Source organism: Enterovibrio makurazakiensis (assembly GCF_050336585.1).
Lineage (GTDB): Bacteria > Pseudomonadota > Gammaproteobacteria > Enterobacterales > Vibrionaceae > Enterovibrio > Enterovibrio gelatinilyticus.
The window spans coordinates 51,567-77,678 of the sequence record NZ_JAKJSE010000017.1; the positions used below are offsets into that span (position 1 = coordinate 51,567).

Sequence of the window (26,112 nt, forward strand, 5' to 3'; positions counted from 1 at the left end):
GATGTTAGAATACATTTACCAAACCACGGGTTTACTGCTTCTCGCTTTTTCTCTCCAAAGTTTCCTCGATAAGGAAAACCCTAAACGTATCGGTAGCGGCCTCTTTTGGCTTATCTACGGTATGACGTTCTTGTTTGGAGCCATTATCCCTTATTGGGTCACTGGCTTGATGGTGCTTGCGCTAACTGCATTGGCAGCAGGCGGCTTTATGGGTGTGGGTAACTATCGCACTACAACAGAAGAAGAGCGTAAACAAACGGCGACGGTGCTGAAAAACAAACTCTTTATTCCCGCTGCAATTGTCCCTGTGGGTACGGTCGCTATCAGTCAGTTGACGTCTCTGGGTGCATTAGTGGGTCTTGGCATTAGTTCGATTGCGTCGATTGCAGTTGCATTGATGATCACCAAAACTAAACCGATGCATAGCCTCAATGAAGGCCGACGATTAATCGACTCGATCGGCTGGGCTGCCATCTTGTCACAGTTTCTCGCTGCCCTAGGTTATCTTTTCAATCAAGCGGGTGTGGGTGACACCGTTGCGCAGATCGTGAAAATGATGATCCCGGAAAATATGCTTTTGGTGAACGTGATTGCGTACTGTGTGGGCATGACCATTTTCACTGTGGTCATGGGTAATGCATTTGCAGCTTTTGCCGTGATAACAACGGGTATCGGTATTCCATTGTTGGTGCTAGAAAACGGCGGCAACGCGGCGATCATTGGTGTGTTGGGTATGCTTTCCGGTTACTGCGGTACGCTAATGACACCTATGGCTGCCAACTTCAATGTTGTGCCAGCAGCCTTGCTTGAACTCAAAAACAAGCACCATGTTATTTTGATGCAGGTGTTGCCAGGTCTAAGTATTTTAGCCTTCAACATCTTCGTGATGTATAGCTTTGCATTCTGAGAGAAGTGATGAGAAAAGTATTGATTACGGGCTTCGAGCCTTTTGGTGGTGCATCCGTTAACCCAGCGCTTGAAGCGGTACAACGACTGGATGGGCTTAAGTTGAATGGTGGCGAAATTGTCACGTGCGAAGTGCCAGTGACACGGTATGACGCAATTGACGCGGTAACAAAGGCGATTGAGCATCACCAGCCAACATTTGTTATTACCGTGGGACAGGCAGCAGGTCGCAATGCGATTACTCCCGAGCGCATCGCGATTAACATTGATGATTTTCGCATTCCGGACAATGGTGGCAATCAGCCCATTGATGAGCCTATTTTTGACGATGGCCCAGATGCTTACTTCAGTACGCTACCGATTAAAGCGATGACGCAGGCGATGCAGGAAAAAGGGATCCCTTGTACGGTTTCAAATACCGCGGGCACGTTTGTTTGTAACCATGTGTTCTACGGTGTGCAGCACTTTTTGCGTGACACGGATATTGGACATGGATTTATTCACATTCCATTGTTACCTGAGCAAGCGGCAGCGACAGATCAGCCGTCTATGTCTCTTGAAACCATTGTGGAAGGCTTGAAAGTGGCTGCGCAATCTGTACTAGATAACAAGCATGATATCGCTGTTGGTGCTGGTAAAATCTGCTGATTTTACGGTGGCATACTCATCGATTTAGTTGAATCATACTAGGTCGATAAGCAGTCCAGCTAAAGTAATATCTCTTGAGCCCATCTCGGATTTTTTCTGTGATGGGCTTTTTTACATGCAGACATCCTCAAAGCCTACATGGTGTGCCGTTTTGGTGACGTAAAATCAGGGAGGTTGATGTTTAGCGTTATCGGAGGTGAATTTGTTACCGATAAAAAATTACCCCACGATGCAAGTCGCCAAAAAGACGCTGATGTAAGCAAATATCTGGGTAGCAAGCGGCCACTGGGGTGAATAGAAAACGATCGTTTGAAGCCTTTGCGAAATATATACGCTGATGTTGGGACTTTCACGCAAGATACTACCTATTCTGAAGGTGATAACTAGGTGTTAATTATGAGACTTATTGTAAAGCATGTGTGTCTAATGGATTGATTTCTAAATTAGTATTTAATGTATTTACCCGCTCGCTCTACATGGAGAAATGGCAACAAAGTCTGCAAATCCACATGCTCTCGTTAATCAATATATCGCGGCAGTTTCACTGGTGTGCACCAGAAAGAAAGGAATCGGTGGATGAGGTCGGCATAAAAAAACCGCTCTTTTGAGCGGTTTTTGGTATCTGTATAAAATATAGATAGAGGTATGGCGGTGGTTATTCGCCAGTTTTAAGGCGAAGGAAATAATTCTCGTATTTCTCAGTCAATTCGCCAACAGCATCTTGCCACTCACCTTGGTCGATATCTTCCTGTGGTGGGAACAGTGTTGGGTTGTCTTTGTATGCAGAGTTTGATTTCTCAACCGCTGTTAGATAACCCGTATCTGCGCTGATTTTCGCAGCAATCTCTGGACGTAGAAGGAAGTCGATCATTTTATGTGCCGCTTCAACGTTCTTTGCGTTCTTTGGAATAGACAGGCTATCTACCCAGAAAATACCGCCTTCTTCCGGCCACACAAGCTCAATAGGCAAGCCTTCGCGTTGCGCTGCAGCCGCAGAGCCGTTCCACAACATGCCTAGGCCAACTTCACCAGACATGTATGGGTTCGCAGGGTTATCAGAGTTAAACACTAATACGTTTGGCATCAGTTTTTTCAACTCTTCGTACGCTTCGTCGATTTGCTTAGGATCGGTTGAGTTACCCGAGTAACCCAGTTTACGCAATGCAATGTGGAACACCTCACGGGTGTCGTCCATCAGCATGATTTGACCTTCTAGCTCTGGGTTCCACAGGTCAGCCCAGCTTTTGAAGTCGTCAGGATTGTACATATCAGTGTTCACTGCCAGACCCGTCATCGCAATCACGTGAGGGATCGAGTAGTCATTGTTTGGGTCGAATGGCTTGTCGAGGTAGTTTTTGTCTAGTTCGTTGAAGTTATTCAACTTAGAAAGGTCAAGCTTCTGCAACATATCCTCATCGCGCATTTTGGCAACGAAGTAAGTTGATGGCACCACAAGATCATACCCTTCAGGGTGCGTCTTCATTTTTGCATACAGGGTTTCGTTTGACTCATAAGTTGAGTAAATCACCTTGATGCCGGTTTCGCGTGTGAATTGCTCAAGCAACTCGGTGGAGAGGTAAGGTCCCCAATTCGCGAAAATAAGTTGATCGTTTTCTGCTTTCGCAGGTGTGGTGAACATAGCAACTGCACAAGCAGCGCTGGCCAGAATCGCAGACCATTTCTTCATTGGTGTTATCCACTCCAAGTCCCGTGTGTCGGGAGCATTCATACAGCGAAAAGAGAGGTTTCTCCATCACTTAGTGTTTGAAAATGTCGGCCATTTTCGTAGGTTTTTCGGGTGTTAAAACCCTTCGCATCGTAGAGCTGATGGGCGCTTCGGGCGAAAAGTCGCGGGATATTACCCATGAAATACGGTTCAGGCAACACAAAAGCAACAACACAAAGAACAATTTTTAGGGAAATGAAAAAGGGAGACGGATTATTACCAATGAGTAAGGATGATTTGCTGGAATTGCTGATTATCTCGCTGACGAAAAAGACTACAATTTCACCATCAAATTGAAGGGAGGTATCGCTGATGAACCAAGCACGCGCAGAGAACCTATACTACTTCCTGCGAAAACAAAACACGCCTCAGGCTGAAATTAATACCGTTATTGAACGTCTTCTCGATTTACATGGCATTGACCTTAAAAAGTTAGATCTGCATTACCGAATGAGTAGAGGTTATTCCCCAAATCGTTATGACATTAACACCTATGGAGGCGCGGGTTCGCGCACCATGAATCAAACCCGACAGATGCAACGATCGGAGCGCTAAGTTATCGCACCGTGAATGTTGATCCCTCGGTGACAACCAAAATTGGTAAGCGGTACTTCAACCGCTCGTTCTTGTTTGTCGGTTTGAACGGTCCATGTTTGGTCAGATGATCATCGTGTAATCACTCTGTGTACAAAATTGACGTTGAAGCCCTCCTTGAGAGGGCTTTTTAGTGCGAGCTGGGTTGAGAAAAAAATTCATGGTTTTCCCTTGGGTTTTTCTTTACCAAACCGACATTACTGTATCAACAAGGAAATCTGGAAATAATTCATTTATAACAATGAGTTATGTTTTTATTGGAAGTGACTGTGGGTGCTGGCATGAATAACGTAATTACTCTAAACATAAGTGTTTTGTAAAATATAATGACATTCATGTTTATTATTTGAGCCAATAATTCTTTAAAGAACACATTTGTCCTTTTAAAAAACAACATTCTGGTCAAAGCTAAAAGCGTAGAAAGAAAACGCGATTATTTAATAGGGTAAATAATCGTATTTATAAAGAACATTAGGTTTCCACTCCTTTCCTGATGTTCTTTATAATTGGCTAGGTTGTCTTTCTACGGGGAATGGCTCTTTTTATTTGGATGAAAGTTTTACATAAAAACACAATAAATATAAATAACAGATCAAATAACATCGTTAACTGGGGAGTGTTTCCCATGCAAATGATAAAGTATGTACTAATACCTCTGCTAGGGTTAGCAATTTCTTCTTGTGTAAATCAGGATGGTGTTAAAGAAGCAAAACTAAATGCGACATTGAAAATTGATGGGTATTACTATTCAGAGTTCGACGAAGATACGACGCTGGCGAAGGAAACGCTGCGGTTTGTTGATACGGTGAATCGAGAAGTTGTTGTGTCTAAAGTCGTGATGAAGCCAATGGTGGGGGAGTCGAGACAGTATGTTACTAAGATACGAGAGTTAGGTAATTACCACATCGATTGTCGTCAAGGTCGTAAGTTTTGTTTCTTAACTATCGATGGTGAGTCGGGCGTGGACGAATTTAGATATCGACTAAGCTATAGCGGCGCTTTGGTTAGAGATGATGGTACAAGGAAAAGATTTATCTCTGATACATTAAATAAGAGTTAGAGCATGTAGAGAGGGAATAGTTATCGTATTCAGTTTGGGCAGGTAGACAAAAACAGAAAAATGAAAGACTCCATTTTGCCTGCCCATTTTTATTCTTTAAACGCAGACTGCGTTTAATTTACTAAGTTATCGTTGACATGGATAGTCAGTATGTGTGTTCTCAAAACACATTTGAAATAGGTTTGTCTGAGTGATGAAGTGTAATGTTTCCCTATTTCATCTTTTATATAGAATGTGTGCTCGTCAACAACGAGCAATATAGCCCTCTTTATGAGGGCATTTTTTATTTGGTGTTCCTACATTAATTTGCAACGCCGCCTTTCGTTAGCGTTGTTGGGTCTAGCAAGCGTTCTAGTGTATCTCTGTCTAAGTCAGTCTCTTCTACCGCCACATCAATGATTGCTCGTCCTTCCTTGTAGGCTTTCTTCGCGATTTTAGCCGCTTTTAAATACCCGATCACCGGGTTTAGTGCCGTGACTAAAATCGGATTCTTTGCCAAGGCTATGTTGAGGTTGTCCTCTCGCACGGTAAAGTTTTTGATGGCTTTGTCGGCGAGCGCGTTTGCGGTGTTTGCCAGTAAGTCGATACTTTCTAGAATGTTATGCGCGATAACCGGTAGCATGACATTGAGCTGGAAATTACCCGATTGACCTGCAATGGTAATGGTCGTGTCGTTACCTATCACTTGTGCTGACGCCATCGCTGCGGCTTCAGGTATGACAGGATTCACTTTCCCCGGCATGATCGACGAACCTGGCTGCAACGCTTGAAGCTCAATTTCACCCAATCCGGCTAACGGGCCTGAGTTCATCCAGCGTAAATCGTTGGCAATCTTCATGATGGCGACCGCGGCGGTTTTTAACTGGCCTGAGAGCGCCACTATGGCGTCTTGACTACTGAGATTAAAGAAGAAATTCACGCTTGGCGTGAAGGAGGTCTTCGTCAGCTGTGACAGGTTATCCGCGAATATCGCGGCAAAACGTGGGTCAGCATTAATACCCGTACCGACGGCTGTACCACCTTGTGCAAGGGCGCGTACCGCAGGCAAGCTTTGCTCAATAGCGCATTTTGCGTGGTCAATTTGATATTGCCATCCAGCCAGTTCTTGGTCGAAAGTAACGGGCATAGCATCCATTAAATGGGTACGACCCGTTTTTACCGTGCGCCCAATTTCAATGCGCTTTTCGCTCAATGTTGAAATCAAATGCTCTAGGGCAGGCAGTAAACGCTTTTCAACGCTCAATACGCTACTGATTTGAATTGCTGTTGGTATAACATCATTGCTGCTTTGTCCCATATTGACGTGATCATTGGGAGACACGTTGCCACCTAACGATTTACTCGCAAGGGTCGCGATCACTTCATTTGCATTCATGTTTGAACTGGTGCCCGAACCTGTCTGGAACACGTCAATGGGGAACTGATCGAGATGTTGATCATTGATGATGTCTTGTGCAGACTCTGCAATCACTTGTGCAATGTCACCTTCGAGTAAACCAAGCTGGGTATTGGTGAGTGCGGCGGACTGCTTGATGTATGCCAATGCTTTGATAAAAGTGATAGGCATGGTGTGTTTGCTGAATGTGAAGTTGTCGATAGCGCGCTGAGTTTGTGCTTGATACAGGGCATTTTCTGGGACTTTCACGTCGCCCATGCTGTCTGTTTCTGTGCGGAATGTTTGCGTCATATCTGTCCTGTCCTTATGAAATCAATCTAACGGTGCTTGAAGATGTTGTAGCAGCATTTGAAGCTGAATGAATTTTCTGTCACCGTCGGGCACTTGCACGTAGTGTCTTTGCAGTGCATAAAGCGGGCTATGAACCGCATCAAGACATACTCGTCGAAAATGATGGCTTTTGTGGGGGCTTTGAATGGCATCAAGTAGCCTGAAATAGACCTGACGAAGAAAGAGTTCGTTCAAAATGATGTTTTCGTTTTCGGCACCAAGTTCATGATAGGACGCCAACATTAATCCTGATTGCACAAATCTCTGCACGATATCGGGTTCGAAGCCAAAGGCGATCTTGTCCGCATCGAACCGATCTTTCGCTTTGAAATACGCGTTATAGTGTTGTTGTTCTGCATCCATTCTCAGCCTCAATTCGCCCACCTAAACTGCAATGATAATTATTATCATTTAATGCATCTTATAACAACCCTCCGTTTGATATGTCTTCTGGTTGAAACATGGAAGCGTTAAGGGGGAGGACCGATGTTGGTTGATATACGGATAAACATGACGCTTTGACGGGTGAAAAGCTGAGTGGCAGGAAACAAAAGGGCACACCGTGCCCTTGTTTCTTGTTTCTTGTTTTGTTTCTCATGTGGAGGAACAAAACGGGAGGCGCGTTAACGTCAGATTAAATGGACTGATCTAACCAAGCCGTGAATTCCGACTGCGGCAGCGCACCATTGATTTGGTTCGCCATTTTTCCCTCTTTGAATACCATGATGGTCGGAATACTTCTGATGCGGTATTTCGCTCCCAGCTGTTGTTCTTGTTCGGTGTTTACTTTGACGAAGATGACGTCATCGCCTTTGCTAGCTGCTGTGGCTTCAAATATTGGCCCAAAGCTTTGGCAAGGTCCGCACCAAGGTGCCCAGAAGTCAATCACGACAGGTTTTCCTGATGCAATCAGTGCGTCCATGTTGGCTTCGGTACCTTCGATAGGCTTGCCGTTGATCAGTGATGATTTACACACGCCACAACTTGGGTTGTCATCAACACGTTCTGCCGGAATGCGATTCAGTTTTTGGCAGTGGGGGCAACGCACGGTTAATGTACTCATAATCAAACCTTTCCCTTGTTTTGTATTGTTCAGTTTATAGCTGTTTCGCTTATGGTTAGTAGACTAAACCGCTCATAGACAAAACACCATTGGGTTTTGTCTATGACTTTGATAGCTAGCCGCTATTGGTCGGCACTATTGGTCGGAACTATTGAGCGGAGTTTTTTATTAGGGTTGATGATCATTGCCATGTGGCTCGATGGTGCGCAACGACGAAATACACATTTCGAAGAAGTCATATGCTTGTGGCGAAATGTATCGGTCACGTAAGCGGAATACCCCAATTTGCCTTTCGACATCTGGCGAGGCGAGGGGCAACCAGCAAAGGTGTTCAGAGTATTCAGGAAAGGCCAGCTTGGGGAGTGTGGTGATACCAATGCCTAACTCTAATACCGAAAACAGCGAAGTAATGTTCTCAACACTATAGAGGGCGTTAGCTGCAAGCACATTCGCAGGCGTAGGCTCCAACAGGGAGCAGGTGCCGTTTTTAACAAACGGGAAAGGCGTGAGCGCTTCCCATTCTAAGGGGGCATTTGTTGATGCCAATGTATGGTCGCGAAGGCAAACAACGCCAATAGGATCTTCCATAAGGCGGGTGAATTCGATTCGTTCATCCTGAATGTGTAAACAGTTCCCCAATGCTAAATCAACATCGCCTGCCAGCAAACGTGCTTCGACGCCTGCGGCATTGTCGTCTATCAGGGCTACCTCCACGTTGGGGTGGCTGTCTGTATAGTCAGCCAAAATGCCAGGAATAAGCTTAGCGGCGACTGAGGGCACGCTGGCAATTCGTACTTGCCCTCGTTGTCCTGCAGCGGCAGCGCGTAAATCTGAATTGAGATCATCATAGCGGCTGAGAAACGCGTTGATTTTCGGTAAACAGAACTCCCCAAATGGCGTCAATTTAGCTTTGTGCCCCGAATCAAAAAGCGTTTGCCCAAGAATCCTTTCCAACTCTTTTACTGAAGTCGATAAGGCGGCTTGAGAGCGATTTGCCTTTGATGCGGCAGCCCTAAACCCTCTTTGTTCTGCAACCAACGAGAAATGTTTGAGTTGCTGAAGTTTGATGTCCACGCCCGCCATCCTTTTGCTAATGAGCCTTTTCTATATTGATAAGTAAAACTGAACAATTGTCAAAAATTAACCGTTCGATTTATCAAGCGTTGTGAGGCAGGATTTAACCATGTATTAACAATTGCGCCAAATGATAAGGAAATCCATGTCAGCTTTATCTCTTTCTATGCCTAAGAAGAGGGTTTATCAAACCGAGCTTTTTGCATCCAAAGCTCCTCTTGAGTGGGTCGTCACACATAACGGGACGCTGTATACAGCGCAAATCCCTATTGATGGCGATGGCAACTTGGTGGATGGCGGAATAGAAGCGCAAACCCGCCAAACCATGGGAAATCTCATGCACACGCTTAACGCCGCTGGCGTAGATAGCGATGCCGTATTGCAAGTTCTGATCTACGTAACAGATCGTGATGACCTCCCTCAGGTAAATAAGATCTATGCCGAATACTTTTCTGCGCCGTTTCCGAACCGAGCGGCAATGGTTGTGGCGGGTTTAGCGCGTGAAGGCATGTTGATTGAATTGGTCGTTTATGCCGCTGTGCCACAATAAATGTATCCAGCTGCTTTTTCGACTTCAGGCGATTAAGCAGCGGAATTTGCAGAGCGATTTTCGCCAAGACATTTGCTAAGGCAAATGTAAAGAGAACGGAATTGAAAAACATAAGGAGCATCATATGACGCACAACACGGAAAGCGCCCTCTATATCGGTGGTGAATGGCAACAAGGTACAAGCACAGTTGCCAATATCAACCCATCAAACATCCGTGAATCCCTCGGAGATTACGCGCAGGCCAGTGAAGCGCAAGTTCAGATGGCAATAGCATGTGCCCGAGAAGCACAGCCAACGTGGGAAAAAACACCGTTGGAGCAAAAGCAAAAAGTGCTACAAACCATTGGTGACGAGTTGATTGCTCGCTGCGATGAGTTGGGGCGCTTATTGTCTTGTGAAGAGGGCAAGCCGTTTGCGGAAGGGCGTGGTGAAGTGTATCGCGCGGGTCAATTCTTTCAGTATTACGCAGCAGAAGTGTTGCGTCAGATGGGTGACATTGCAGAGTCAGTCAGACCGGGTGTGCAAGTCGAAGTAACCCGCGAAGCCGTTGGCGTGGTGGCTATCATCTCTCCGTGGAATTTTCCGACTGCGACAGCGTCTTGGAAAATTGCACCCGCATTGGCGTTTGGCAACAGTGTGATTTGGAAGCCTGCAAACCTGACCCCAGCCAGTGCTGTGGCCTTAGCGGATATTATTCACCGTTCGGGTTTGCCTGCAGGTGCTTTCAATTTGGTTCTGGGTTCTGGCGGCGCAGTGGGCGATAGCCTGATCAATAGCGCTGATATTGATGCAGTGAGCTTCACGGGTTCTGTGGATGTTGGGCGAAAAGTTGCGGCAGCGACAGCGCCAAACTTCGTGCGTTGCCAGTTAGAAATGGGCAGCAAGAACGCTTTGATCATTGCAGACGATGCCGACTTGCAAGTGGCTGTGGAAGCAACCATTGCGGGTTCGTTTTCGGGAGCAGGGCAGAAGTGTACCGCGTCATCGCGCCTTATTGTGATGGATAGCATTCACGATGCTTACGTTGATGCGCTGTCTCAGCGTATGGCTCAGTTAAAAGTGGGGCATGCTTTGGATGAAGGTGTGTTCATGGGGCCTGTCGTTGATGAAAAACAGCTGTCATCAAACCTAGCGTGGGTAGACCGTGCTCGTGAACTGGGTGGCGAACTTGTCATTGGTGGGGACCGCTTGTCTCGTGAGCATGACGGCTTCTATATGTCGCCAACCCTGTTTGTTAATACGCAAAACAGCTGGGATGTGAATCAAGAAGAACTGTTTGCGCCTATGGCTTGTGTTCAACGTGTTCATTCCCTTGAAGAAGCCATTGCTAACGCGAATGACACGCGCTTTGGCCTCACCGCAGGTATTGTCACCACCAGTTTGAAAAACAGCGCGTTGTTTAAGCAACAAGCTCAGACAGGGTGTGTGATGGTCAACTTGCCGACAGCGGGTACGGATTATCACGTGCCATTTGGTGGAAGAAAAGAATCGAGCTTTGGTCCAAGAGAGCAAGGCATGTACGCGCGGGATTTTTACACCATTGTGAAAACTGCGTACCAACGCCCGTACTAATCGCGGACACCGTTACTCGTTTCGAGCAAGGAGTTGCCATGTACCAAAATGAAATCATCATCGACGGGTTGCAGTACTGCTATTGGGATCGCTCCTATTTTCAGTCGCTACAGAAAAGCGGGGTAACCGCGGTACATGCGACCTTGGTGTATCACGAGAATGCCAGAGAAACCTTGACCCGTTTTGCTGAGTGGAATCTGCTTTTTGAACGCAACGCGGATCTCATCATGCCAGTGATGTCGATGGATGACGTACGAGAAGCTAAACGCCTTGGCAAAGTCGGTATCTTCTTTGGCGCACAAAATTGCTCCCCAATTGATGATGAAATCGGGCTGGTTGAAGTGATGCGCAAGCAAGGTCTATTGATCATGCAACTGACTTACAACAACCAAAGCTTGTTGGCGACTGGGTGCTACGAAAAAGATGACGCGGGCATGACGCGATTTGGTAAGCAGGTCATTGAAGAAATGAATCGTGTCGGCATGGTGATTGATATGTCCCATAGCGCGGAACGTTCAACGTTGGAAGCTATTGACCTGTCTTCTCGCCCGATTTGCATCAGTCACGCCAATCCGACAAAAGCGCATGCAGCATTAAGAAACAAATCCGGGGATGTTATTCAGGCGCTTACGGCGCGTGGCGGATTGTTGGGCTTTAGCCTTTATCCGTTTCATTTACCGGATGGGAGCAAGTGTAGCCTAGATACGTTCTGTCAGATGATCGCCGAAACCGCTAATGAATTTGGCGTGGAGCATTTGGCAATAGGAAGTGATTTGTGTCTGAACCAACCACAAAGTGTGTTGGATTGGATGCGAAATGGTAAATGGTCGAAAAGCCCCGATTATGGAGAAGGCTCGGCTTCAAATGCTGGGTGGCCAGCGGCACTGCCGTGGTTCCCAGACAGTAGTGGTATGAACAATATTTATCAGGGATTGCGCGATATTGGGTTCAACGAAGCTGAAGTCACCGCGGTGATGGGGCGAAATTGGCTCAATTTCTTGGAAGCGGGTTTAAAACCAACTCACTAACAATCGCAGTGCGGGCTTAGCCCGCTCACAAGGATTAAATACAGTCTGCTAAGACGTGGAGACAGATGATGTCTGATTTACTCAATACCGAGAAGACAACAGAGACACAAAAACAGCAAAGTGTTTGGGTCAAATTGGGGTTAGACAACCCCGTACTTTGGCTAAGTGGCGGCTTTCTTACCGCTTTTGTGGTGATGGCGTTGGTCGACAACCAACTGCTTTCCAGCATGGTAAATAGTGGCTTCAGTTGGAGTGTGAGAATCTTCGGCCCTTACTGGCAATTATTGCTACTCGCCACCTTTTTGATTGGGATCGCCTTGGCGTTCAATCCTTCTACGGGCAAAGTTCGCCTTGGCGCGATGGATAAGCCTGAATTGGATACGTTCAAGTGGCTAGCCATCATTCTATGTACCTTGCTGGCTGGCGGTGGCGTGTTTTGGGCTGCCGCAGAGCCTATTGCGCACTTTGTGAATCCTCCTCCGCTTTTTGGTGTGCCTGAAGACAACATTCAACGCCAAGCCTTCAATGCACTTGCACAATCCTTTATGCATTGGGGTTTCCTCGCGTGGGCGATTCTTGGCACCTTAACCACCATTGTTCTTATGCACCTGCATTATGACAAAGGCTTGCCGCTTAAACCACGTACCTTGCTGTACCCAGTGTTTGGTGATCGTGCGATGAAAGGTTGGCTAGGTGCAGTGATTGATGCGTGTTGTATCGTTGCTGTGGCGGCGGGTACGATCGGCCCTATTGGCTTTCTAGGCCTACAAATCAGCTATGCCTTGAATGCTTTGTTTGCATTACCCGATGGCTTTACTACTCAATTTATTATCATTCTGTTCGCCATCGCTATCTATACCATTTCAGCATTGAGCGGTGTGAACCGTGGTATCCAGATCCTCAGCCGATACAACGTGATTCTTGCTGTGGCGCTCATGGCTTACATTTTATTAGTCGGACCCACTGACTTTATCATCAATGGCTACGTGCAAGGCGTGGGTACCATGATTGATAAGTTTATTCCGATGGCAACGTTCCGTGGAGACATGGGTTGGTTGAGCTGGTGGACCGTGTTTTTCTGGGGCTGGTTCTTGGGTTATGGGCCAATGATGGCGATCTTTATTGCACGTATCTCGCGAGGAAGAACCATACGTCAGTTGATTGTCACCATTAGCATTATTGCTCCCTTGATCACCTTTTTCTGGTTCACCATTGTCGGTGGCTCCGGTTTGGCGTTTGAAATGGCAGAGCCAGGTTCGGTAAGTAAGGCATTTGAAGGCTTTAATCTTCCTGCATCGCTGTTGGCGATTACGCAACAATTGCCATTCCCAACACTGATTTCGATCTTGTTCTTGATATTGACCACGATATTCATCGTAACAACCGGTGACTCCATGACCTACACGATCAGTGTGGTGATCAGTGGAGATCTGAACCCGAATGGACTGATGCGTACTTTCTGGGGTGTGATGATGGGGGCGGTTGCCATCATTCTTATCTCATTGGGGTCAGGTGGGGTGTCAGCCTTGCAATCATTCATTGTAATTACAGCTGTGCCCGTCTCTTTGATTCTTTTGCCAGCCCTGTGGAATGGGCCGAAAATTGCTCGGCAGATGGCAAAAGCGCAAGGGTTTGATTAACTCCGAACTTGATATCTGATTCGACGCATTATCAGGACAACGCCATTAGGCGTTGTTCTCGATACTCTAGAAAGGCTGAGGAACGGCCTGTTTGTCACGTGATTGAGTATAGGTAAAGTGATGAATACAAATTCTGCCTTGGAAGTTGCAACGGCGCTACGCGATCCAGCGATTGTGATGGATCCGCGTCGACTAGGGGCGATGCACCAAACACGTATCAGCTTTGTACGTTCGTTACTTCGTAAAATGGCGAACGAGGAATGGACGTTATCGACGAAGCGGTGGGATCTTCAGTCTGACGGCTTAGGTACGGTGATCTACGAATTGACGACGCCGAAACACACGTATCAACTCGTTGTGTTTTGTGATGCGATTGAAGACGAAGAGCGTAACGATCGTGTCATTGCTGAAAAATGGGATGTGACGTTTGCCTTGATCAAAGGACGCGTGAGCCAAAAAGGGCTCGATCAATTAAGACAAAATGTGCCACTGCAAGAGGCGGGGCGTAACTCACCCAAAGTATTGGTGCTTTCCCGCGCAAACAAAAGTGTTCGAGTGTTTGATTTGGTGATCTCTGCACTGGCAAAGGGTGTTCAGCCGGATCCGATAGAGATGGCGAAGGTCGGTTACATTCTGCGTACCACTGCCGTCTATGGTAATGGAAAATTTGGGATCGCCGATTTTGAAACCTTACAAGACAATGACGATTTCAATCTGTCTTTTAGTGCCCAGATGTGCGCAGTATATTTATTGCGTCAATTTAGCTTAGATTGGGTGCATTTCATTGCCGCTCAACAAGGTGGCGATAAAGCGACGACGCTAATGCCTGCATTACAACGGTACATAGGTATCGGAAATGCCACAGGCTTAGGTATGGCACCGTTTTTGATTACGCACCCTCGTGTGGTTGCTCAATGGATCACGCAACGCGAAATTGCGTTTGCAACCATACTGGCTATGCCGATTGACGTTGAACGTTTGCATGGGGTTTGCCAACTGCTCGAAAAAGCAAAAATCCATCTCTGCCAAGTGACGACAATTGATGAGCAGCAAAGAACGCTTAATCAACACAGCGTGTCTGAACTGAATGATCTCATTTTACGGGTTCAAGATAATGCGGAAAGTGCGACTCGATGGTCTGAAATTTATGCTTTGTGTGCCGAGTGTAGCTTTGAAACACAAGAGATATTTTTTAGCAGCATCATGGAGTTACACCCAGAGCAGGTAGATGCGCTTGCTGATGATATGAATTGCGATCCGAGTCTTTCGCTTACACCGGGTGCGACCGTTAGTGAAATGATTTCTTTAATTGAAACTCGCTACCAGTGGGCAATTAATATCGATTTCTCAGAGCCTGATAATCAGTACTGGTTTTGGTATCGTTCAGTGGATAAAGAAGAGCCAAGACTTGCTGTTCGAGGAGAAGAGCCCGGCGAGGAAAACGAACTGGCGTTGGACATTGCTCGTCAAGTATCGAGACTGTATAGCACGCTACAGGTCAGCAATGGTGAAGGGTCGCTCGCTCAGTTCTTGCTTATTCATCCAAAACTCAGAACCATAGCACGTCGGGTATGGACCTTGGGCAATGTGCCGATGGGCGATATTCAGATTAATGCGCTTGCGCGCGATATGCTGCCTATTCACCTGCTTAGGTGCAAACTTTCGATGTTTGGAGCGACTAAGTTTGATCCTCGCTCCGCGCGTTGGGTTCGTGTCACGCTATTCCAAGGCGCGCCGCTGTTTACTGACTTGAAGCCCAATCATGAGGAAGAGAGTTGGCTGTTTCCTTTGCTACCTAATACGGTTGCGAGCAATGAGGAGCGCTGCCAATGAAAGTGTCACATAACGAACTCGTGAGCTTATGCGCAAAAGCTTATGACAGCTTAAAGCGAGAATGTGGCGAAGCGGAAAACATCGCTAACATGGTCGTCGATTTGGAGATGGCAGGCATGAATGGCGTGTCACTGTTTTTGTCCGCGTTAGCCTCCATTGAACAAGAAGGTGATTTCCCTGTGGCTTCGGTTGTTCAGGACGGAGAGACGATCATCGTTGATTTGTCTGGTGCGAGCTTGCTGTGTCACTTTCCTGCGTTGATTGATGTCGCCGTGGATCAGTTGATTGGCGAGCAGCATGTTCAGCTTCATATCCGCAATTGCCGCAATAGATGGTTTGGGTTTAGCGAACTTCTTAAATTGGCTGGCAAAGGATTATCTGTGAGGGCGCAATGGGTAAACGGCGAATCACCTGAGTTTGTAGATTGTGTTCACAATGCGGGATATCGATACCCTGAGGTTTATTTTAATAAACCTAAGCAGATTGGGATAAGCGATTTGCCACATCACGATCTGTTGGTTGATATCCAGCTTGCGCCCTTTGAAGACGCCGTATTCGAAGGGGAACCAAGCATCAGTTCAGACATGCTAATGGCAGCTGAAGCGAAAGCATGGAAGAAAGGCATTAATGTGGATGAAAGCCATTGGCATGCGTTGAAGAAATATGTCGCTCGTGGGCTGGTGGAAAACAGTGAACGTTCGCTGCAAGGCGCAGGGGAGTGAGTTGACTTGCCTGATCAAGCTAGCGGCGATTAAACATAGCCATGTACTAAGCATGGTCAGTCATTAAATATGGCGACTAGACACTCTAGCCAATAAATAGCCTAATCAAAAAAAGTAAAGCCCTGATACCGAACTCATCAAAGAGATGAAAAGGCATCAGGGCTTTTTGTTTGCACTCAAAGACTCTTTCAGTGCAAAAAATGAGGGCGTAAATTTACGCGCGGCTCATGAACTTGTGTTCAGTGGTGTTAATGCGAATTTTATCGCCAATACCAATGTACTCTGGAACTTGAACGGTAAGGCCAGTAGAAACAGTGGCTGGCTTGGTACGAGCACTTGCTGAAGCCCCTTTGATTGAAGGAGACGTCTCGGTGATCACCATATCAACGGTTGAAGGCAATTCAATTGCTACAGGACGACCGCTAACAGTCAGAACCTGAATACCTTTGGTGTCTTCATTGATGAATAGAAGTTCTTCAGCAATGGTTTCTTTGTTGAAGTGGTAAGGCGTGTAGTCTTCGCTATCCATGAAGATGTACTCGTCACCATCGATGTAAGAGAAATCTGCCGCGTGACGGCTGAAGTCTGCCAGGTTTAGCATGTCATCAGCTTTGAAGCTTTCGTCAACTTTTGCACCTGTCGCTACATCGTAAAGACGCATTCTGTATAGGCTTGTACCTGCACGACCAGCAGGGGTTAGCTTAGAAATGTCTTTAACCGCAAGCACTTTGCCGCCATGTTCGATAACTGCGTTTTTTTTGATTTCACTTGCCTTTGGCATGGTCATTTTTCCAATTTAGAAAATTTGGCAAGAAAATATCATGATTCTAAATTTTCGCAAGTGGATCTATACCAAAACACCTACTCGTGTCTGTGCATGTGAATGTGATTGTGGTACTGAATCTGAAAGGTGAGGATGGACCAATTGTTCCCTGAGGTGCAGGGAAGAAAACGTAACAGAGCTTAAACTGTTGCTTAAAAACAAAGGACTATGCTAAACACAATGGCAGTGCCTATACCCAAACAACTTGAAGATGCAGGATTCAGTAAACTCGCACTGATGGGCTCTGAAATCGAGCATCTTCAGGTGGATTGGGTATATAACAACATGATGGATAAGCCCGTGATAAAGAAACTAGAAAGCCACATTGTCTACCAGAACAAATGGATGAGTGTAAGAGAAGATAAAGTGGTGCGAGCCAGTGGAGCAGAGGGTATTTATGGTGTCGTAGATAAACCGGACTGTGCAGCGATTCTCGCTATCGACAATGGCATGATTCATCTGGTGCAACAATATCGATACACGGTGCAACAACGCTGTTGGGAGATCCCTCAAGGCGCATGGGAATCAAACCCTGATGCCGATCACCTTGAATTAGCGAAAGGAGAATTGCGTGAAGAAACGGGCATGCAGGCAGAATCGATGACCTATCTTGGCGCGCAGTTTGTGGCTTATGGATTTCTTAATCAAACCTGTCACGTCTATTTGGCGACGGGATTAACTGATGTGGGCAAGCTACTCGATACTGAAGAAGAAGACCTGATTTCAGCGGCTTTTCCTATCAGCGAGTTTGAGCAAATGATTATCGATGGGAAACTGAAAGATACGGTGACTATCGCAGCTTATGGCTTGCTAAAACTTAAGCAGCTTATTTAACAACGTTTGCCTATAAAAAACCTTATAAACACAGTCGATTGGGTCGCAATAAATATGATGTTTATTGCGTCTATTTCACGGGTTGTTGTGTCGAATAACTGTCACTCATCCTCTCTACTCCGTCATATAAATGACACCTATTGCTTTCACTCCCAGAACAATTAAAAAATAGCGGATTCATTGAGTTATAGGAGTACGAAATCCAGTTTGTTGCACGTATAATGTATGAAAAAATACACTGTAATCCAACGGCTGATTTTTCATGGTCGAATGCGGTGCAGTCAATACACAATAACGCAGTAAAAATACGCTTCAAGAAGCTTTAGCGTGAATAAAACTGCGACATCCTGGAAGCCCATAATGCTTAAAGCCCGTCTGGCAGTCTCTACTGCTTGTTTAAGCCTACTTATCTCTTCGCCAGTAATTGCTGACGACGAACTTGCCGCGCTGTTAGACATGCCACTGGAATCGCTCAGCGATACCAAAGTTGTTTCCGCCACGCGAACGGCATTGAGCCTGTCCGATGTACCTGCCGCTGTTCATGTTATTACGGCAAAAGAAATTAAGCGCTCAGGCGCTCGTTCCGTGGCAGATGTTCTGGTACTAGCGCCAGGTTTGCACGTGGCGAAATATTCTAACTATGACTGGGGTATTGCTGCTCGGTCACCTAATGAAACGCTGAGTAACACCATGCTTGTAATGGTGGATGGGCGCAGTGTATTCAACGGCATGTTTTCTGGCGTGGACTGGGATTTGATCCCCGTTAGCTTGGACAGCATTGAACGTATCGAAGTGGTGATGGGCCCGGTTGGCACGATTTGGGGCGGTAATGCCGTGAATGCTGTTGTCAACGTCATTACCTACGATGCAGAAGACGCGCCACGCAATAAAGTGTCAGCCTCTATTGGTAATTACCATTACAAAGAAGCACGGGTTCACCACGGCGGCCAAGTTACCAATAATCTTTACATGAGTGGGTACGCTGAGCTTGTTGAGCACATGCCTTGGACAAGTGATGAAGGCCGTGTTCAACCGATACAGCATTTCCGCGTTCAGACAGAACGTTTCGGCGTGCGTGGCGACTATCAGAAAAACGACCGTGAAGTGTCGTTTCAGCTTGGCGGCATTCGTTCTCGTGAAGACTACAACTGGGGTTCTTATCAACCACACTTTTTGACGCCCGGTGTCGATGGCCCAGATTACGTCAACTACGAAACTGAAATGCTAGCGGAAGAGTATTTTGCTGGCGTTAAGTTCTTGCAAGAATTAGGTGATTCCAAACAGTGGGAGCAGCAATTCTGGCTAACCTACAGCAGTAGCGATGGCTCGGACCGTAATGCCTATTTCACTCGTATCGACTCGGAAACGCGCTACAGCGACAACAACGTGTTGGGTGGGCAACTGACGGTGGGCTTTGACTATCGTGTGATTGACGAATATTTCCGACCGTATGAGCCGAGTGAAATTTATACCTCTCCGTATGTACGTGTGGCAGACGAAGCCGGTTTTGTGAATCAAAGCGCCGCGGCGTATTTCAACTACACCTATCCGCTGACTGACACCACGTCATTGATGGTGGGTAACCGTTGGCAGTACTTCAATATGGTGAGTGAGACCTTCTCTCAGCCTCAAGTGCGTGTCATGCAAGAGGTGGGAGACAATCAGCGAGTGTGGGCTGGCTGGGGCAGGGCGGTGGTGACACCTGCTCGCCAAGGACGTACGACGGATTTCCATCAAAATGCCTATGGAAGCAACTTGGCATTGTGCGATCAAGGCACGCCGCCAAACTGTATTCCAGTTGATTACCTTCAGATCGTGGAGAATCATGGAAACGAGGATCTTCCTGTTCAGAGTGTTGATACATACGAAGTGGGCTACCGTTTCTGGGAAGGAAGCCGTTTCCAGTTTGATGCCAATTTGTTCTATAGCGAAGAAGACGGAATTACGGCTTGGCAGTTGATCAATTCACAACGCCTTTTCCTTCCAGAAAATTCGTCCCCTGGTACTGTTGGAACGATCATTGACGTCTTCCAATATCAACACATTGCACCACTCAGTTCTCAGACCTACGGTGGTGAGTTGAGCATGAAATGGCAGCCAACTTCCGCGGTACAAGTGAATGCGAGTTACAGCTATCGTGAAATTAAAGCAGACTGTCACGGCGCTATCTGTTCTTCGACGGACGTCCCAATGCGTTCTTACGAAAATGAACCTGTGCATTTAGCCAATGCCCAAATTATGTGGGATATCACACCGCAATGGTGGGTGAGTAACGTCGTTAACTATGTACATGCTAGCAGTCCCGATGACGTGCTTCAGGATGTCGAATACTACGCGTGGCCAGAAGTGTTAACGTGGGATATGGTGATAGGTTGGCAGGCATCTGAACACATGCCGCTCGTTACTCTGAGTGCGGAAAGTTTGTTCAACGACCAAGTGAACGAGTATCCCGAAAGTTACGCTGGGTTTAATAATGGTACGCAATATTGGCTAGAAGTCGATTGGCAATGGAAATAAAAAGAGTCTGATTTGGTAGCGCTTTTGAATGATTGATTTGGCGAAACGAGCTTTTTCGCGACAACTAAACTGGCTATTGTTGGCGACAGTCATCACAGTCAGCTTAGGTGCGCGTGCGAGTGATTTTCGTGATGAGGATTTGAAAGCGGTCTACCTATATCGCTTCGCTTTTTTGATTGATTGGAAAACCCTTCAACCGACATCAGGCCGATATGCGTTTTGTTCAGATAGCGACAACGAAGTCAGTCTTCGATTAAAAGATGTGGTTGCGAGAAAACCGGATCAAGCGAGCTTTACCGCTATCACACAACAAAGTGAAACTGATATAAACTGCCACATTGTTTATACCGCCAATACTTCTGCGCAGCACATCTCGACTTTACGCACTCAATTTCCCGACGCATTGGTTGTCGGTGAGGGAAATGAGTTCACTGCTAATGGCGGGATGGCGGCTTTTGTCAAAATGAACAACCGAGTTAGACCCCTTATTAATCTTAATAATTTACAGTACGCACCTTTTTCATTGCGTTCTCAGTTGTTATCAATTTCGATCATTGAAGAAGGAGATAACGTATGAACCTTCGTTTTCTCAACAACCTCCCATTAAGAGTGAAATTCATATTCCCAACTTGGGTATTGATGACATTGGGCTTGATCGTGTTAGGCAGCGCAGTTGACCATGCCGTGGTGCGATACCTAGAGAAAAGCCTGATTGATAGCTCGAAAGTGATGGCGATGTCTGCGGCAAGCAACCTCAATGCGGCTGTGGCATTTGGCGATGTAGAAACAGGGCGTGAACAGCTTCATGCGCTGAGTGCGAATCCCGATCTTATCGCAGCGCGTGTACTCACCAATGAACGTTTGGAATTTGCCTCGTTCTCTCGTTTACCTGATGATTGCGCTCGACAAGCGCAACATATCCTCTGTGCCAGCACGGCGGTGGAACGCGTGTCTGCTGAGATTGTTCTCGGCGACGACAAGTTGGGTGATATCTTTCTTACTGTATCGAGAAACAACATAGAGGAAGAACGCCGAGCTTTGTTGATGTATTTAACCGCAGGCACGACCGCGTTATCTATTCTGTCTCTGGTATTTGCTCAAATGCTTCATCGCATTGTTGCCTCTCCGTTGGCATCACTGCACCAATCTATGTCTGCGATTATTAGGCTTGGTGTGGTGAATCGGAGTATTCCAGTAAGACACAACGATGAGTTGGGCCAAGTGACTGCCTGCTTTAACGAAATGGTGACGAACCTTTCTGAGCGTGATGGTCAGTTGAAACAAACGCTACAGGAACTGGAGAATAAGAGCCGATACATCAGTCAGGTGATGGATACCATGGACCAAGGTGTAATGGTTATTGCACCGGGAGACAACGTTACCTATTACAACCCTGCGGCAGAAAGGCAGTTAACCCGTTTTGGATGCACACCCACTCGCCTTGAAAGCTTGTTGGGGGTGTTTGAACCTGCAGACAATATGGTAGCAATCTCCACTGCCATTGATGCGCATCAGCCGATAAAAAATGTAGAGCTTATTCATCCCGAAACGGGTTCTGTGTTTTTGATCAGCACGCATCCGATGGCAACGGCACTTCACTCACTATTGCAGTTTGAAGATGTGACGGCTCAGCGAGAATCTGAACAGCGTCGTAAATTTGCTGAGATGATTTTTGATAAGAGTCAAAACGCCACGTTGGTCTTGTCTCGTGCTCTGAATATTAAAACTCAAAATACGGCGAGTATTCGCTTATTTGGTGAGAATCGCACATGGAGTGAGCTTGACGTTGATAAACGTTTTCACGCCGCCTTCAGTGAAATTAAAGCGTTAATTTCAACAGGAAGCTATCAATGGCGAGGCATGATGATGTCCGTGGTCGGCGCTGATTTACCGTGCCAAATAACCGCACAAACCTTGGTTAACCACAGAGGAAAAATTGACGGTTATGTCGTGTCCATCGTTGACCAAACTGTGGAGATGGAAATCAAGCGTTTGAATCATATCGCTAATCATGATGTGTTGACGGGCTTACCAAACCGAGCACATGCATTCGATAAACTCAGTCGTGATCATGACAAGGGACACGGTATGCATGTCCTGTTTATCGATTTAGACGGCTTCAAAGCGGTCAACGATCAGTTTGGACACAACATTGGTGATGAGCTATTGAAAGTGGTGGCAAGTCGCATGAAGGCCTGCTTGTCACGGTATGATTTTGTCGCACGTCTTTCAGGTGATGAATTTCTCATCGCGATTCAGGATGCATCTTCAGTGGATTGCATTGTGAGTCGGTTGCTCGAAAGGCTGAGTCAGGAAATGGTGATCAATCATTGCAAACCTCAAGTCAGTGCGAGTATTGGCATTCGACGCTGGGTGGCAAACGATAATGCATCGCTGGCGACGGTCATCGAGCAAGCCGACAAAGCCATGTATGGCGCCAAAGCTAACGGCAAGAATGGTTATGCTTTTGCCCAAGAAGGTATGGTGACTGGTGAGTTAGATAGAAAGCTATTCGCTAGAGAATTATCCGCTGAAGAGCTTTGAGCTTTGAGCTATTAGCAATGAGCAATGAGCAAAGTGATAAGCTTGTCGATGGTATCTCGCTAATATAATTGGCGGTTATAAACTGTTTTGGGTCATCTTGGCCAGTGCAGAACATTCAGGCGTTTCAACGTCTGATTCGAAAGCCTGGCAAGATAGCGCCGTCATGCTTTTCAAACAGGCCGTCGCCGCGGTATCGACTTTATTGCTGAGACTCATCACATCGAACTCGCCACGAATCTGCCTACACGCCGCCCCAATCATCTTCTCCACAAAGGCGCTGTTGGCTGTATCAACATTCTCACCACCCAGACTCTCAAGCGCACAAGACTGCATTTTGTCACACAACACAGATATCTGGTTATCTAGGTCAGGACTGATAGCGGATTGAACAGAAAAACACACGAAAAGGAGTAACCCCATTGTTGCTACTGCGCCATTTCGGGTGAATGATTCCATCCAATTATTGGCTTCTTTTTTCATGATTCTTTCCTGCCTGAATATCCGCCCGTTACCGTGAAATTAGCAGCGTTTTCGATGCTACAAGCCTCACAAATGTAAGAATCAAATCGCATGACGTCACCATCATAGTTGTCGGTAACCTCAGAAGTTTTTTCATCAACTCTAAAGAGCGTGAACTCATACAAAACTCCTCTCGTCTGTACTCGAACTTTCTGATACTTTCAGTCTGTTGTTAGAAATATCCATAGGAAGAACAATGTCTATCGAAGGGGCGCTGACATTCACGTTGGCCATTTTTATTTTTGTATTGACGCCGGGTCCGGGCATCTTCGCGATTCTTGCTCGCGCGATGGTGAAAGGGGCGAGAGGCTGCACGGCATTGGCTGCCGGAATGGTGGTGAGCGATTTGGTTTATCTCACTTTGGCCTGTTTTGGTTTGGCGACGATTGCGGAAAATTACTCTGAGTTGTTCACTGTGATTCGCTTTGCAGGTGCAGCGTATTTAATTTATCTCGGCTACAAAATGTTCCGTGCTTTACCACAACTGGCAACAGTAACCGGATCTGCTGAAGAGAAAACAAAGGGGCACATTTCTGCCTTCGTTCAAGGCTTTTTAATCTCAGCATCGAACCCGAAGGTGATTCTGTTCTACATCGCGTTTTTGCCCACTTTTATGGATTTAACTATTCTCAGCATGGCAGATGTGGTGTTAGCCAATGTATTGGCTGCCATTGCATTGATGAGTGGTGCAATGCTGGTGGCCTTTGGCGCCGCGAAAGCGGCTAAGCTGTTGAAAACTGAAAAAGCAGTGAGACGCATGAATCGGGGGGCTGGCTCAATCATGATTGGGGCAGGGGCATACTTGGCTTTGAGCCGTTAACTCGTACTTGGCCCGTTACCAGCCACATAAAAAAGCAGCGAATTCGCTGCTTTTTTTGTACCTATCTGAATCACAAATGGTATTCCTTTAGGGCTTTACGATGCCAGTGATGCCACGTTCACGTTACCTTGGTTGGCTAGAAAAGCGTGAGATAATTGTGAAATGATCGACGGTGAAATCAGAGGATGAGAGCGACTTGCCGTCACGACCACAATATCGACAGCAGGTAGAGGAGGAAGGCTTCCGTTTGTGATGATCTGTAAGTCGGGAGGCACACTACCCGATGCCATGGCCGAAATCGCGAGATTTGCGCGTGCTAAGCCGTGCAGAGTGGAAGCACTAGTGGTAAATGCAATCAAATCCACCTCAATGCCAAGCTTGCCTAATCCATCCAATGCCGTGGAGTGAAACTTACAGTTTTTGTCGAACAGTGCGACGGGCATGGGTCTACGATGGAGCAGGTTTACGTCACTGCCGCTGACCCATACCCCTTTATCATGCTTGAGTAACCAGCCTTCGTCAGAATCGGGTGAGCGTGTGAGGATTGCCATGTCTAATTCACCACTGTCTAACCGCTGCCTTAGACGCGTACTGGATGCACACAGAACATCAAATGTTTGGTCGCCAATCAGTGAGCGTAAAGCACTAATAAATTCTGGTAACAAAGATTCAGCATAGTCATCGGGACAACCTAGTCTGATGGGGCGGCTCGTATCGTCGCGTTTGAAAGCATCTAGCGCTTCATCATGCCCAGCAACAAGACGTCGAGCATGGCTGACAAGGCGTTGTCCTGACAAACTCAAGCTGAGCGGACGTTTCTCGCGGTCAAATAGCGGGCTGTCGAGCTCTTCTTCGAGCCGTTTTATCTGCATGCTGATCGCTGATTGCGTGCGATGAATTTGTGCTGCAGCGCGGGTGAAACTCCCTGTGTCTACAATGGCTAAAAAGCTTCTTAGTGAATCAATATCCATGTGTTACCCACTTGCGATTTGTTATCTCGATACTCATAGCATCAACAATTCAAATAATAACTATCAAGACTATGCGTTAGAAACCGCCACCGCAACCTTGCATACTGAATTCGTCCTAACCTATCTCATGCAAAGGAGTGTGTCATGAAACTCATCATCGCAAACAAAAATTATTCGACGTGGTCACTACGTGGCTGGTTGGTATTACGTGGATTCGACATTGCGTTCGACGAAGTGGAGCTTGAACTGTTTACCGAATCTTTCTATGCCGAGATTGCGAAACACTCTGGCGCTGCCAAAGTCCCTGTTTTGGTGGACGGCCCAATAGAAGTGTGGGACTCATTGGCGATTTGCGAATACGTGAATGATCAATATCTAGGTGGAAAGGGCTGGCCTGGAGATATTGCACAACGTGCAAAAGCACGCGCATTTTCAGCAGAAATACACTCAGGTTTTCAAGCACTTCGTAATGAAATGCCAATGAATATCCGTGGTCGACGCAAAATCTCACCGTCTGAAGCGTGTTTGAAAGATGTGGCACGAATCGATGAAATCTGGGCGGGGCAGAGACAAGAATTCGGCAACAAAGGCGGTTGGCTATTTGGTGAGTTTTCTATTGCTGATGTGATGTACGCACCAGTTGTATTACGGTTTATTACCTACGGCGTGGCGTTATCACCTGATGCGCAAGCTTATGCCGACCATGTGTTGAACAGCGCGGCGGTTCAGCAGTGGGTTAACGAATCAAAGTCTGACACCTCTGTGGTTGCCGAAGACGAGGCGGGCACAGAAATAAGCTAGGGACAGAAAACGGCATCTATCAAAGATGCCTCCAGTTACCATACTTTTGGCGGGCGTTTGCCCGTCTTTTTTGTTTGTATATATTCCCATCAAATCGAATGTTTCTTTGATGTAACCCATATAAAATGCGCCGCACTTCA

The 26,112-nt window shown here is 46.6% G+C and carries 25 protein-coding genes; 17 read left to right on the top strand and 8 right to left on the bottom strand.

The window, feature by feature from the left end:
- Position 1: 1 nt before the first annotated feature.
- Both L4D06_RS13705 and pcp read left to right on the top strand, forming a co-directional pair.
- Complete coding sequence (locus L4D06_RS13705; protein WP_429739983.1) at positions 2–907, top strand: DUF979 domain-containing protein; 906 nt, start codon at positions 2–4, stop codon at positions 905–907.
- Between the two features lie 8 nt (positions 908–915).
- The gene (gene pcp, locus L4D06_RS13710; protein WP_274164528.1) at positions 916–1,554 is read left to right on the top strand and encodes a pyroglutamyl-peptidase I; all 639 of its coding nucleotides are present in this window, start codon (positions 916–918) and stop codon (positions 1,552–1,554) included.
- Between the two features lie 655 nt (positions 1,555–2,209).
- Here pcp and L4D06_RS13715 read toward each other — a convergent pair.
- A complete protein-coding gene (locus tag L4D06_RS13715; protein ID WP_429739985.1) occupies positions 2,210–3,241 on the bottom strand; it encodes an extracellular solute-binding protein in 1,032 nt (343 codons plus the stop codon).
- A gap of 177 nt (positions 3,242–3,418) precedes the next feature.
- Here L4D06_RS13715 and L4D06_RS13720 point away from each other — a divergent pair, with 177 nt between their 5' ends.
- From L4D06_RS13720 to L4D06_RS13730, 3 genes are all read left to right on the top strand, one after another.
- On the top strand, positions 3,419–3,577 hold the full coding sequence (locus L4D06_RS13720) for a hypothetical protein (protein WP_274164526.1): 159 nt from the start codon (positions 3,419–3,421) through the stop codon (positions 3,575–3,577).
- A gap of 15 nt (positions 3,578–3,592) precedes the next feature.
- The gene (locus L4D06_RS13725; RefSeq protein WP_274164525.1) at positions 3,593–3,835 is read left to right on the top strand and encodes a hypothetical protein; all 243 of its coding nucleotides are present in this window, start codon (positions 3,593–3,595) and stop codon (positions 3,833–3,835) included.
- 664 nt (positions 3,836–4,499) lie between these two features.
- Positions 4,500–4,934, top strand: coding sequence for a hypothetical protein (locus L4D06_RS13730; protein WP_429739988.1), 435 nt, complete (start codon positions 4,500–4,502; stop codon positions 4,932–4,934).
- 301 nt (positions 4,935–5,235) lie between these two features.
- On the opposite strand, the gene L4D06_RS13735 is transcribed toward L4D06_RS13730, so the two are convergent.
- The 4 genes from L4D06_RS13735 to L4D06_RS13750 form a co-directional block, all read right to left on the bottom strand.
- Positions 5,236–6,621: a class II fumarate hydratase gene (locus L4D06_RS13735; RefSeq protein WP_429739990.1), complete on the bottom strand. Its 1,386-nt coding sequence runs from the start codon at positions 6,619–6,621 to the stop codon at positions 5,236–5,238.
- Positions 6,622–6,642: 21 nt separating this feature from the next.
- Entirely contained in the window at positions 6,643–7,023 is a 381-nt protein-coding gene (locus tag L4D06_RS13740) for a hypothetical protein (protein ID WP_274164522.1), read from the bottom strand.
- A gap of 271 nt (positions 7,024–7,294) precedes the next feature.
- Positions 7,295–7,723, bottom strand: coding sequence for a thioredoxin TrxC (trxC, locus tag L4D06_RS13745; RefSeq protein ID WP_429739992.1), 429 nt, complete (start codon positions 7,721–7,723; stop codon positions 7,295–7,297).
- A 168-nt stretch (positions 7,724–7,891) separates the two neighbouring features.
- The gene (locus L4D06_RS13750) at positions 7,892–8,797 is read right to left on the bottom strand and encodes a LysR family transcriptional regulator (protein ID WP_429739994.1); all 906 of its coding nucleotides are present in this window, start codon (positions 8,795–8,797) and stop codon (positions 7,892–7,894) included.
- Between the two features lie 145 nt (positions 8,798–8,942).
- On the opposite strand from L4D06_RS13750, the gene L4D06_RS13755 reads away from it, so the two are divergent.
- From L4D06_RS13755 to L4D06_RS13780, 6 genes are all read left to right on the top strand, one after another.
- Positions 8,943–9,347, top strand: a complete 405-nt coding sequence (locus L4D06_RS13755) for a RidA family protein (RefSeq protein ID WP_274164519.1) — start codon at positions 8,943–8,945, stop codon at positions 9,345–9,347.
- 124 nt (positions 9,348–9,471) lie between these two features.
- A complete protein-coding gene (locus L4D06_RS13760) occupies positions 9,472–10,920 on the top strand; it encodes an aldehyde dehydrogenase family protein (RefSeq protein ID WP_274164518.1) in 1,449 nt (482 codons plus the stop codon).
- Positions 10,921–10,958: 38 nt separating this feature from the next.
- Positions 10,959–11,948, top strand: coding sequence for a membrane dipeptidase (locus tag L4D06_RS13765; protein ID WP_429739995.1), 990 nt, complete (start codon positions 10,959–10,961; stop codon positions 11,946–11,948).
- 68 nt (positions 11,949–12,016) lie between these two features.
- Positions 12,017–13,588, top strand: a complete 1,572-nt coding sequence (locus tag L4D06_RS13770) for a BCCT family transporter (protein ID WP_429739996.1) — start codon at positions 12,017–12,019, stop codon at positions 13,586–13,588.
- Between the two features lie 120 nt (positions 13,589–13,708).
- Positions 13,709–15,421, top strand: a complete 1,713-nt coding sequence (locus L4D06_RS13775; RefSeq protein WP_429739997.1) for a hypothetical protein — start codon at positions 13,709–13,711, stop codon at positions 15,419–15,421.
- On the top strand, positions 15,418–16,143 hold the full coding sequence (locus L4D06_RS13780) for a DUF3726 domain-containing protein (RefSeq protein ID WP_429739998.1): 726 nt from the start codon (positions 15,418–15,420) through the stop codon (positions 16,141–16,143). Before L4D06_RS13775 ends, L4D06_RS13780 begins: the two co-directional genes overlap by 4 nt.
- A 214-nt stretch (positions 16,144–16,357) precedes the next feature.
- On the opposite strand, the gene efpL is transcribed toward L4D06_RS13780, so the two are convergent.
- Entirely contained in the window at positions 16,358–16,924 is a 567-nt protein-coding gene (efpL, locus tag L4D06_RS13785; RefSeq protein ID WP_274164513.1) for an elongation factor P-like protein EfpL, read from the bottom strand.
- A gap of 330 nt (positions 16,925–17,254) precedes the next feature.
- On the opposite strand from efpL, the gene L4D06_RS13790 reads away from it, so the two are divergent.
- The 4 genes from L4D06_RS13790 (at position 17,255) to L4D06_RS13805 (ending at position 22,861) form a co-directional block, all read left to right on the top strand.
- The gene (locus tag L4D06_RS13790; protein WP_429740053.1) at positions 17,255–17,800 is read left to right on the top strand and encodes an NUDIX domain-containing protein; all 546 of its coding nucleotides are present in this window, start codon (positions 17,255–17,257) and stop codon (positions 17,798–17,800) included.
- A gap of 360 nt (positions 17,801–18,160) precedes the next feature.
- Positions 18,161–20,317, top strand: a complete 2,157-nt coding sequence (locus L4D06_RS13795; RefSeq protein WP_429740000.1) for a TonB-dependent receptor plug domain-containing protein — start codon at positions 18,161–18,163, stop codon at positions 20,315–20,317.
- Between the two features lie 28 nt (positions 20,318–20,345).
- Positions 20,346–20,894 (top strand): YfiR family protein, encoded by a 549-nt coding sequence (locus L4D06_RS13800; RefSeq protein ID WP_429740002.1) that lies wholly within the window; start codon positions 20,346–20,348, stop codon positions 20,892–20,894.
- Complete coding sequence (locus L4D06_RS13805) at positions 20,891–22,861, top strand: diguanylate cyclase domain-containing protein (RefSeq protein ID WP_429740004.1); 1,971 nt, start codon at positions 20,891–20,893, stop codon at positions 22,859–22,861. The genes L4D06_RS13800 and L4D06_RS13805 overlap by 4 nt, the downstream gene beginning before the upstream one ends.
- Positions 22,862–22,936: 75 nt before the next feature.
- Here L4D06_RS13805 and L4D06_RS13810 read toward each other — a convergent pair whose 3' ends face one another.
- On the bottom strand, positions 22,937–23,341 hold the full coding sequence (locus L4D06_RS13810) for a hypothetical protein (protein ID WP_429740006.1): 405 nt from the start codon (positions 23,339–23,341) through the stop codon (positions 22,937–22,939).
- A gap of 235 nt (positions 23,342–23,576) precedes the next feature.
- Here L4D06_RS13810 and L4D06_RS13815 point away from each other — a divergent pair, with 235 nt between their 5' ends.
- Entirely contained in the window at positions 23,577–24,200 is a 624-nt protein-coding gene (locus L4D06_RS13815; protein ID WP_274164507.1) for a LysE family translocator, read from the top strand.
- A 95-nt stretch (positions 24,201–24,295) separates the two neighbouring features.
- Here the strand turns inward: L4D06_RS13815 and L4D06_RS13820 are convergent, their stop codons facing one another.
- Positions 24,296–25,171, bottom strand: coding sequence for a LysR family transcriptional regulator (locus L4D06_RS13820; protein WP_429740008.1), 876 nt, complete (start codon positions 25,169–25,171; stop codon positions 24,296–24,298).
- A 144-nt stretch (positions 25,172–25,315) separates the two neighbouring features.
- On the opposite strand from L4D06_RS13820, the gene L4D06_RS13825 reads away from it, so the two are divergent.
- Positions 25,316–25,972 carry a glutathione S-transferase family protein gene (locus tag L4D06_RS13825; protein WP_429740010.1) on the top strand — a complete coding sequence of 219 codons (657 nt, stop codon included), beginning with the start codon at positions 25,316–25,318 and terminating at the stop codon, positions 25,970–25,972.
- The last annotated feature ends 140 nt before the right edge of the window (positions 25,973–26,112 follow it).

Bases quoted from the DNA above. Each gene is read 5' to 3' on its own strand.
- L4D06_RS13810 (WP_429740006.1), bottom strand. From the start codon at position 23,341: ATGAAAAAAGAAGCCAATAATTGGATGGAATCATTCACCCGAAATGGC.
- L4D06_RS13725 (WP_274164525.1), top strand. From the start codon at position 3,593: ATGAACCAAGCACGCGCAGAGAACCTATACTACTTCCTGCGAAAACAA.
- L4D06_RS13765 (WP_429739995.1), top strand. From the start codon at position 10,959: ATGTACCAAAATGAAATCATCATCGACGGGTTGCAGTACTGCTATTGG.
- L4D06_RS13820 (WP_429740008.1), bottom strand. From the start codon at position 25,171: ATGGATATTGATTCACTAAGAAGCTTTTTAGCCATTGTAGACACAGGG.
- L4D06_RS13755 (WP_274164519.1), top strand. From the start codon at position 8,943: ATGTCAGCTTTATCTCTTTCTATGCCTAAGAAGAGGGTTTATCAAACC.
- L4D06_RS13815 (WP_274164507.1), top strand. From the start codon at position 23,577: ATGTCTATCGAAGGGGCGCTGACATTCACGTTGGCCATTTTTATTTTT.
- L4D06_RS13775 (WP_429739997.1), top strand. From the start codon at position 13,709: ATGAATACAAATTCTGCCTTGGAAGTTGCAACGGCGCTACGCGATCCA.
- L4D06_RS13720 (WP_274164526.1), top strand. From the start codon at position 3,419: ATGAAATACGGTTCAGGCAACACAAAAGCAACAACACAAAGAACAATT.
- L4D06_RS13715 (WP_429739985.1), bottom strand. From the start codon at position 3,241: ATGAAGAAATGGTCTGCGATTCTGGCCAGCGCTGCTTGTGCAGTTGCT.
- L4D06_RS13705 (WP_429739983.1), top strand. From the start codon at position 2: ATGTTAGAATACATTTACCAAACCACGGGTTTACTGCTTCTCGCTTTT.
- L4D06_RS13795 (WP_429740000.1), top strand. From the start codon at position 18,161: ATGCTTAAAGCCCGTCTGGCAGTCTCTACTGCTTGTTTAAGCCTACTT.
- L4D06_RS13825 (WP_429740010.1), top strand. From the start codon at position 25,316: ATGAAACTCATCATCGCAAACAAAAATTATTCGACGTGGTCACTACGT.
- efpL (WP_274164513.1), bottom strand. From the start codon at position 16,924: ATGCCAAAGGCAAGTGAAATCAAAAAAAACGCAGTTATCGAACATGGC.
- L4D06_RS13760 (WP_274164518.1), top strand. From the start codon at position 9,472: ATGACGCACAACACGGAAAGCGCCCTCTATATCGGTGGTGAATGGCAA.
- L4D06_RS13735 (WP_429739990.1), bottom strand. From the start codon at position 6,621: ATGACGCAAACATTCCGCACAGAAACAGACAGCATGGGCGACGTGAAA.
- L4D06_RS13790 (WP_429740053.1), top strand. From the start codon at position 17,255: ATGGATAAGCCCGTGATAAAGAAACTAGAAAGCCACATTGTCTACCAG.
- L4D06_RS13805 (WP_429740004.1), top strand. From the start codon at position 20,891: ATGAACCTTCGTTTTCTCAACAACCTCCCATTAAGAGTGAAATTCATA.
- trxC (WP_429739992.1), bottom strand. From the start codon at position 7,723: ATGAGTACATTAACCGTGCGTTGCCCCCACTGCCAAAAACTGAATCGC.
- L4D06_RS13730 (WP_429739988.1), top strand. From the start codon at position 4,500: ATGCAAATGATAAAGTATGTACTAATACCTCTGCTAGGGTTAGCAATT.
- pcp (WP_274164528.1), top strand. From the start codon at position 916: ATGAGAAAAGTATTGATTACGGGCTTCGAGCCTTTTGGTGGTGCATCC.
- L4D06_RS13800 (WP_429740002.1), top strand. From the start codon at position 20,346: ATGATTGATTTGGCGAAACGAGCTTTTTCGCGACAACTAAACTGGCTA.
- L4D06_RS13740 (WP_274164522.1), bottom strand. From the start codon at position 7,023: ATGGATGCAGAACAACAACACTATAACGCGTATTTCAAAGCGAAAGAT.
- L4D06_RS13780 (WP_429739998.1), top strand. From the start codon at position 15,418: ATGAAAGTGTCACATAACGAACTCGTGAGCTTATGCGCAAAAGCTTAT.
- L4D06_RS13770 (WP_429739996.1), top strand. From the start codon at position 12,017: ATGTCTGATTTACTCAATACCGAGAAGACAACAGAGACACAAAAACAG.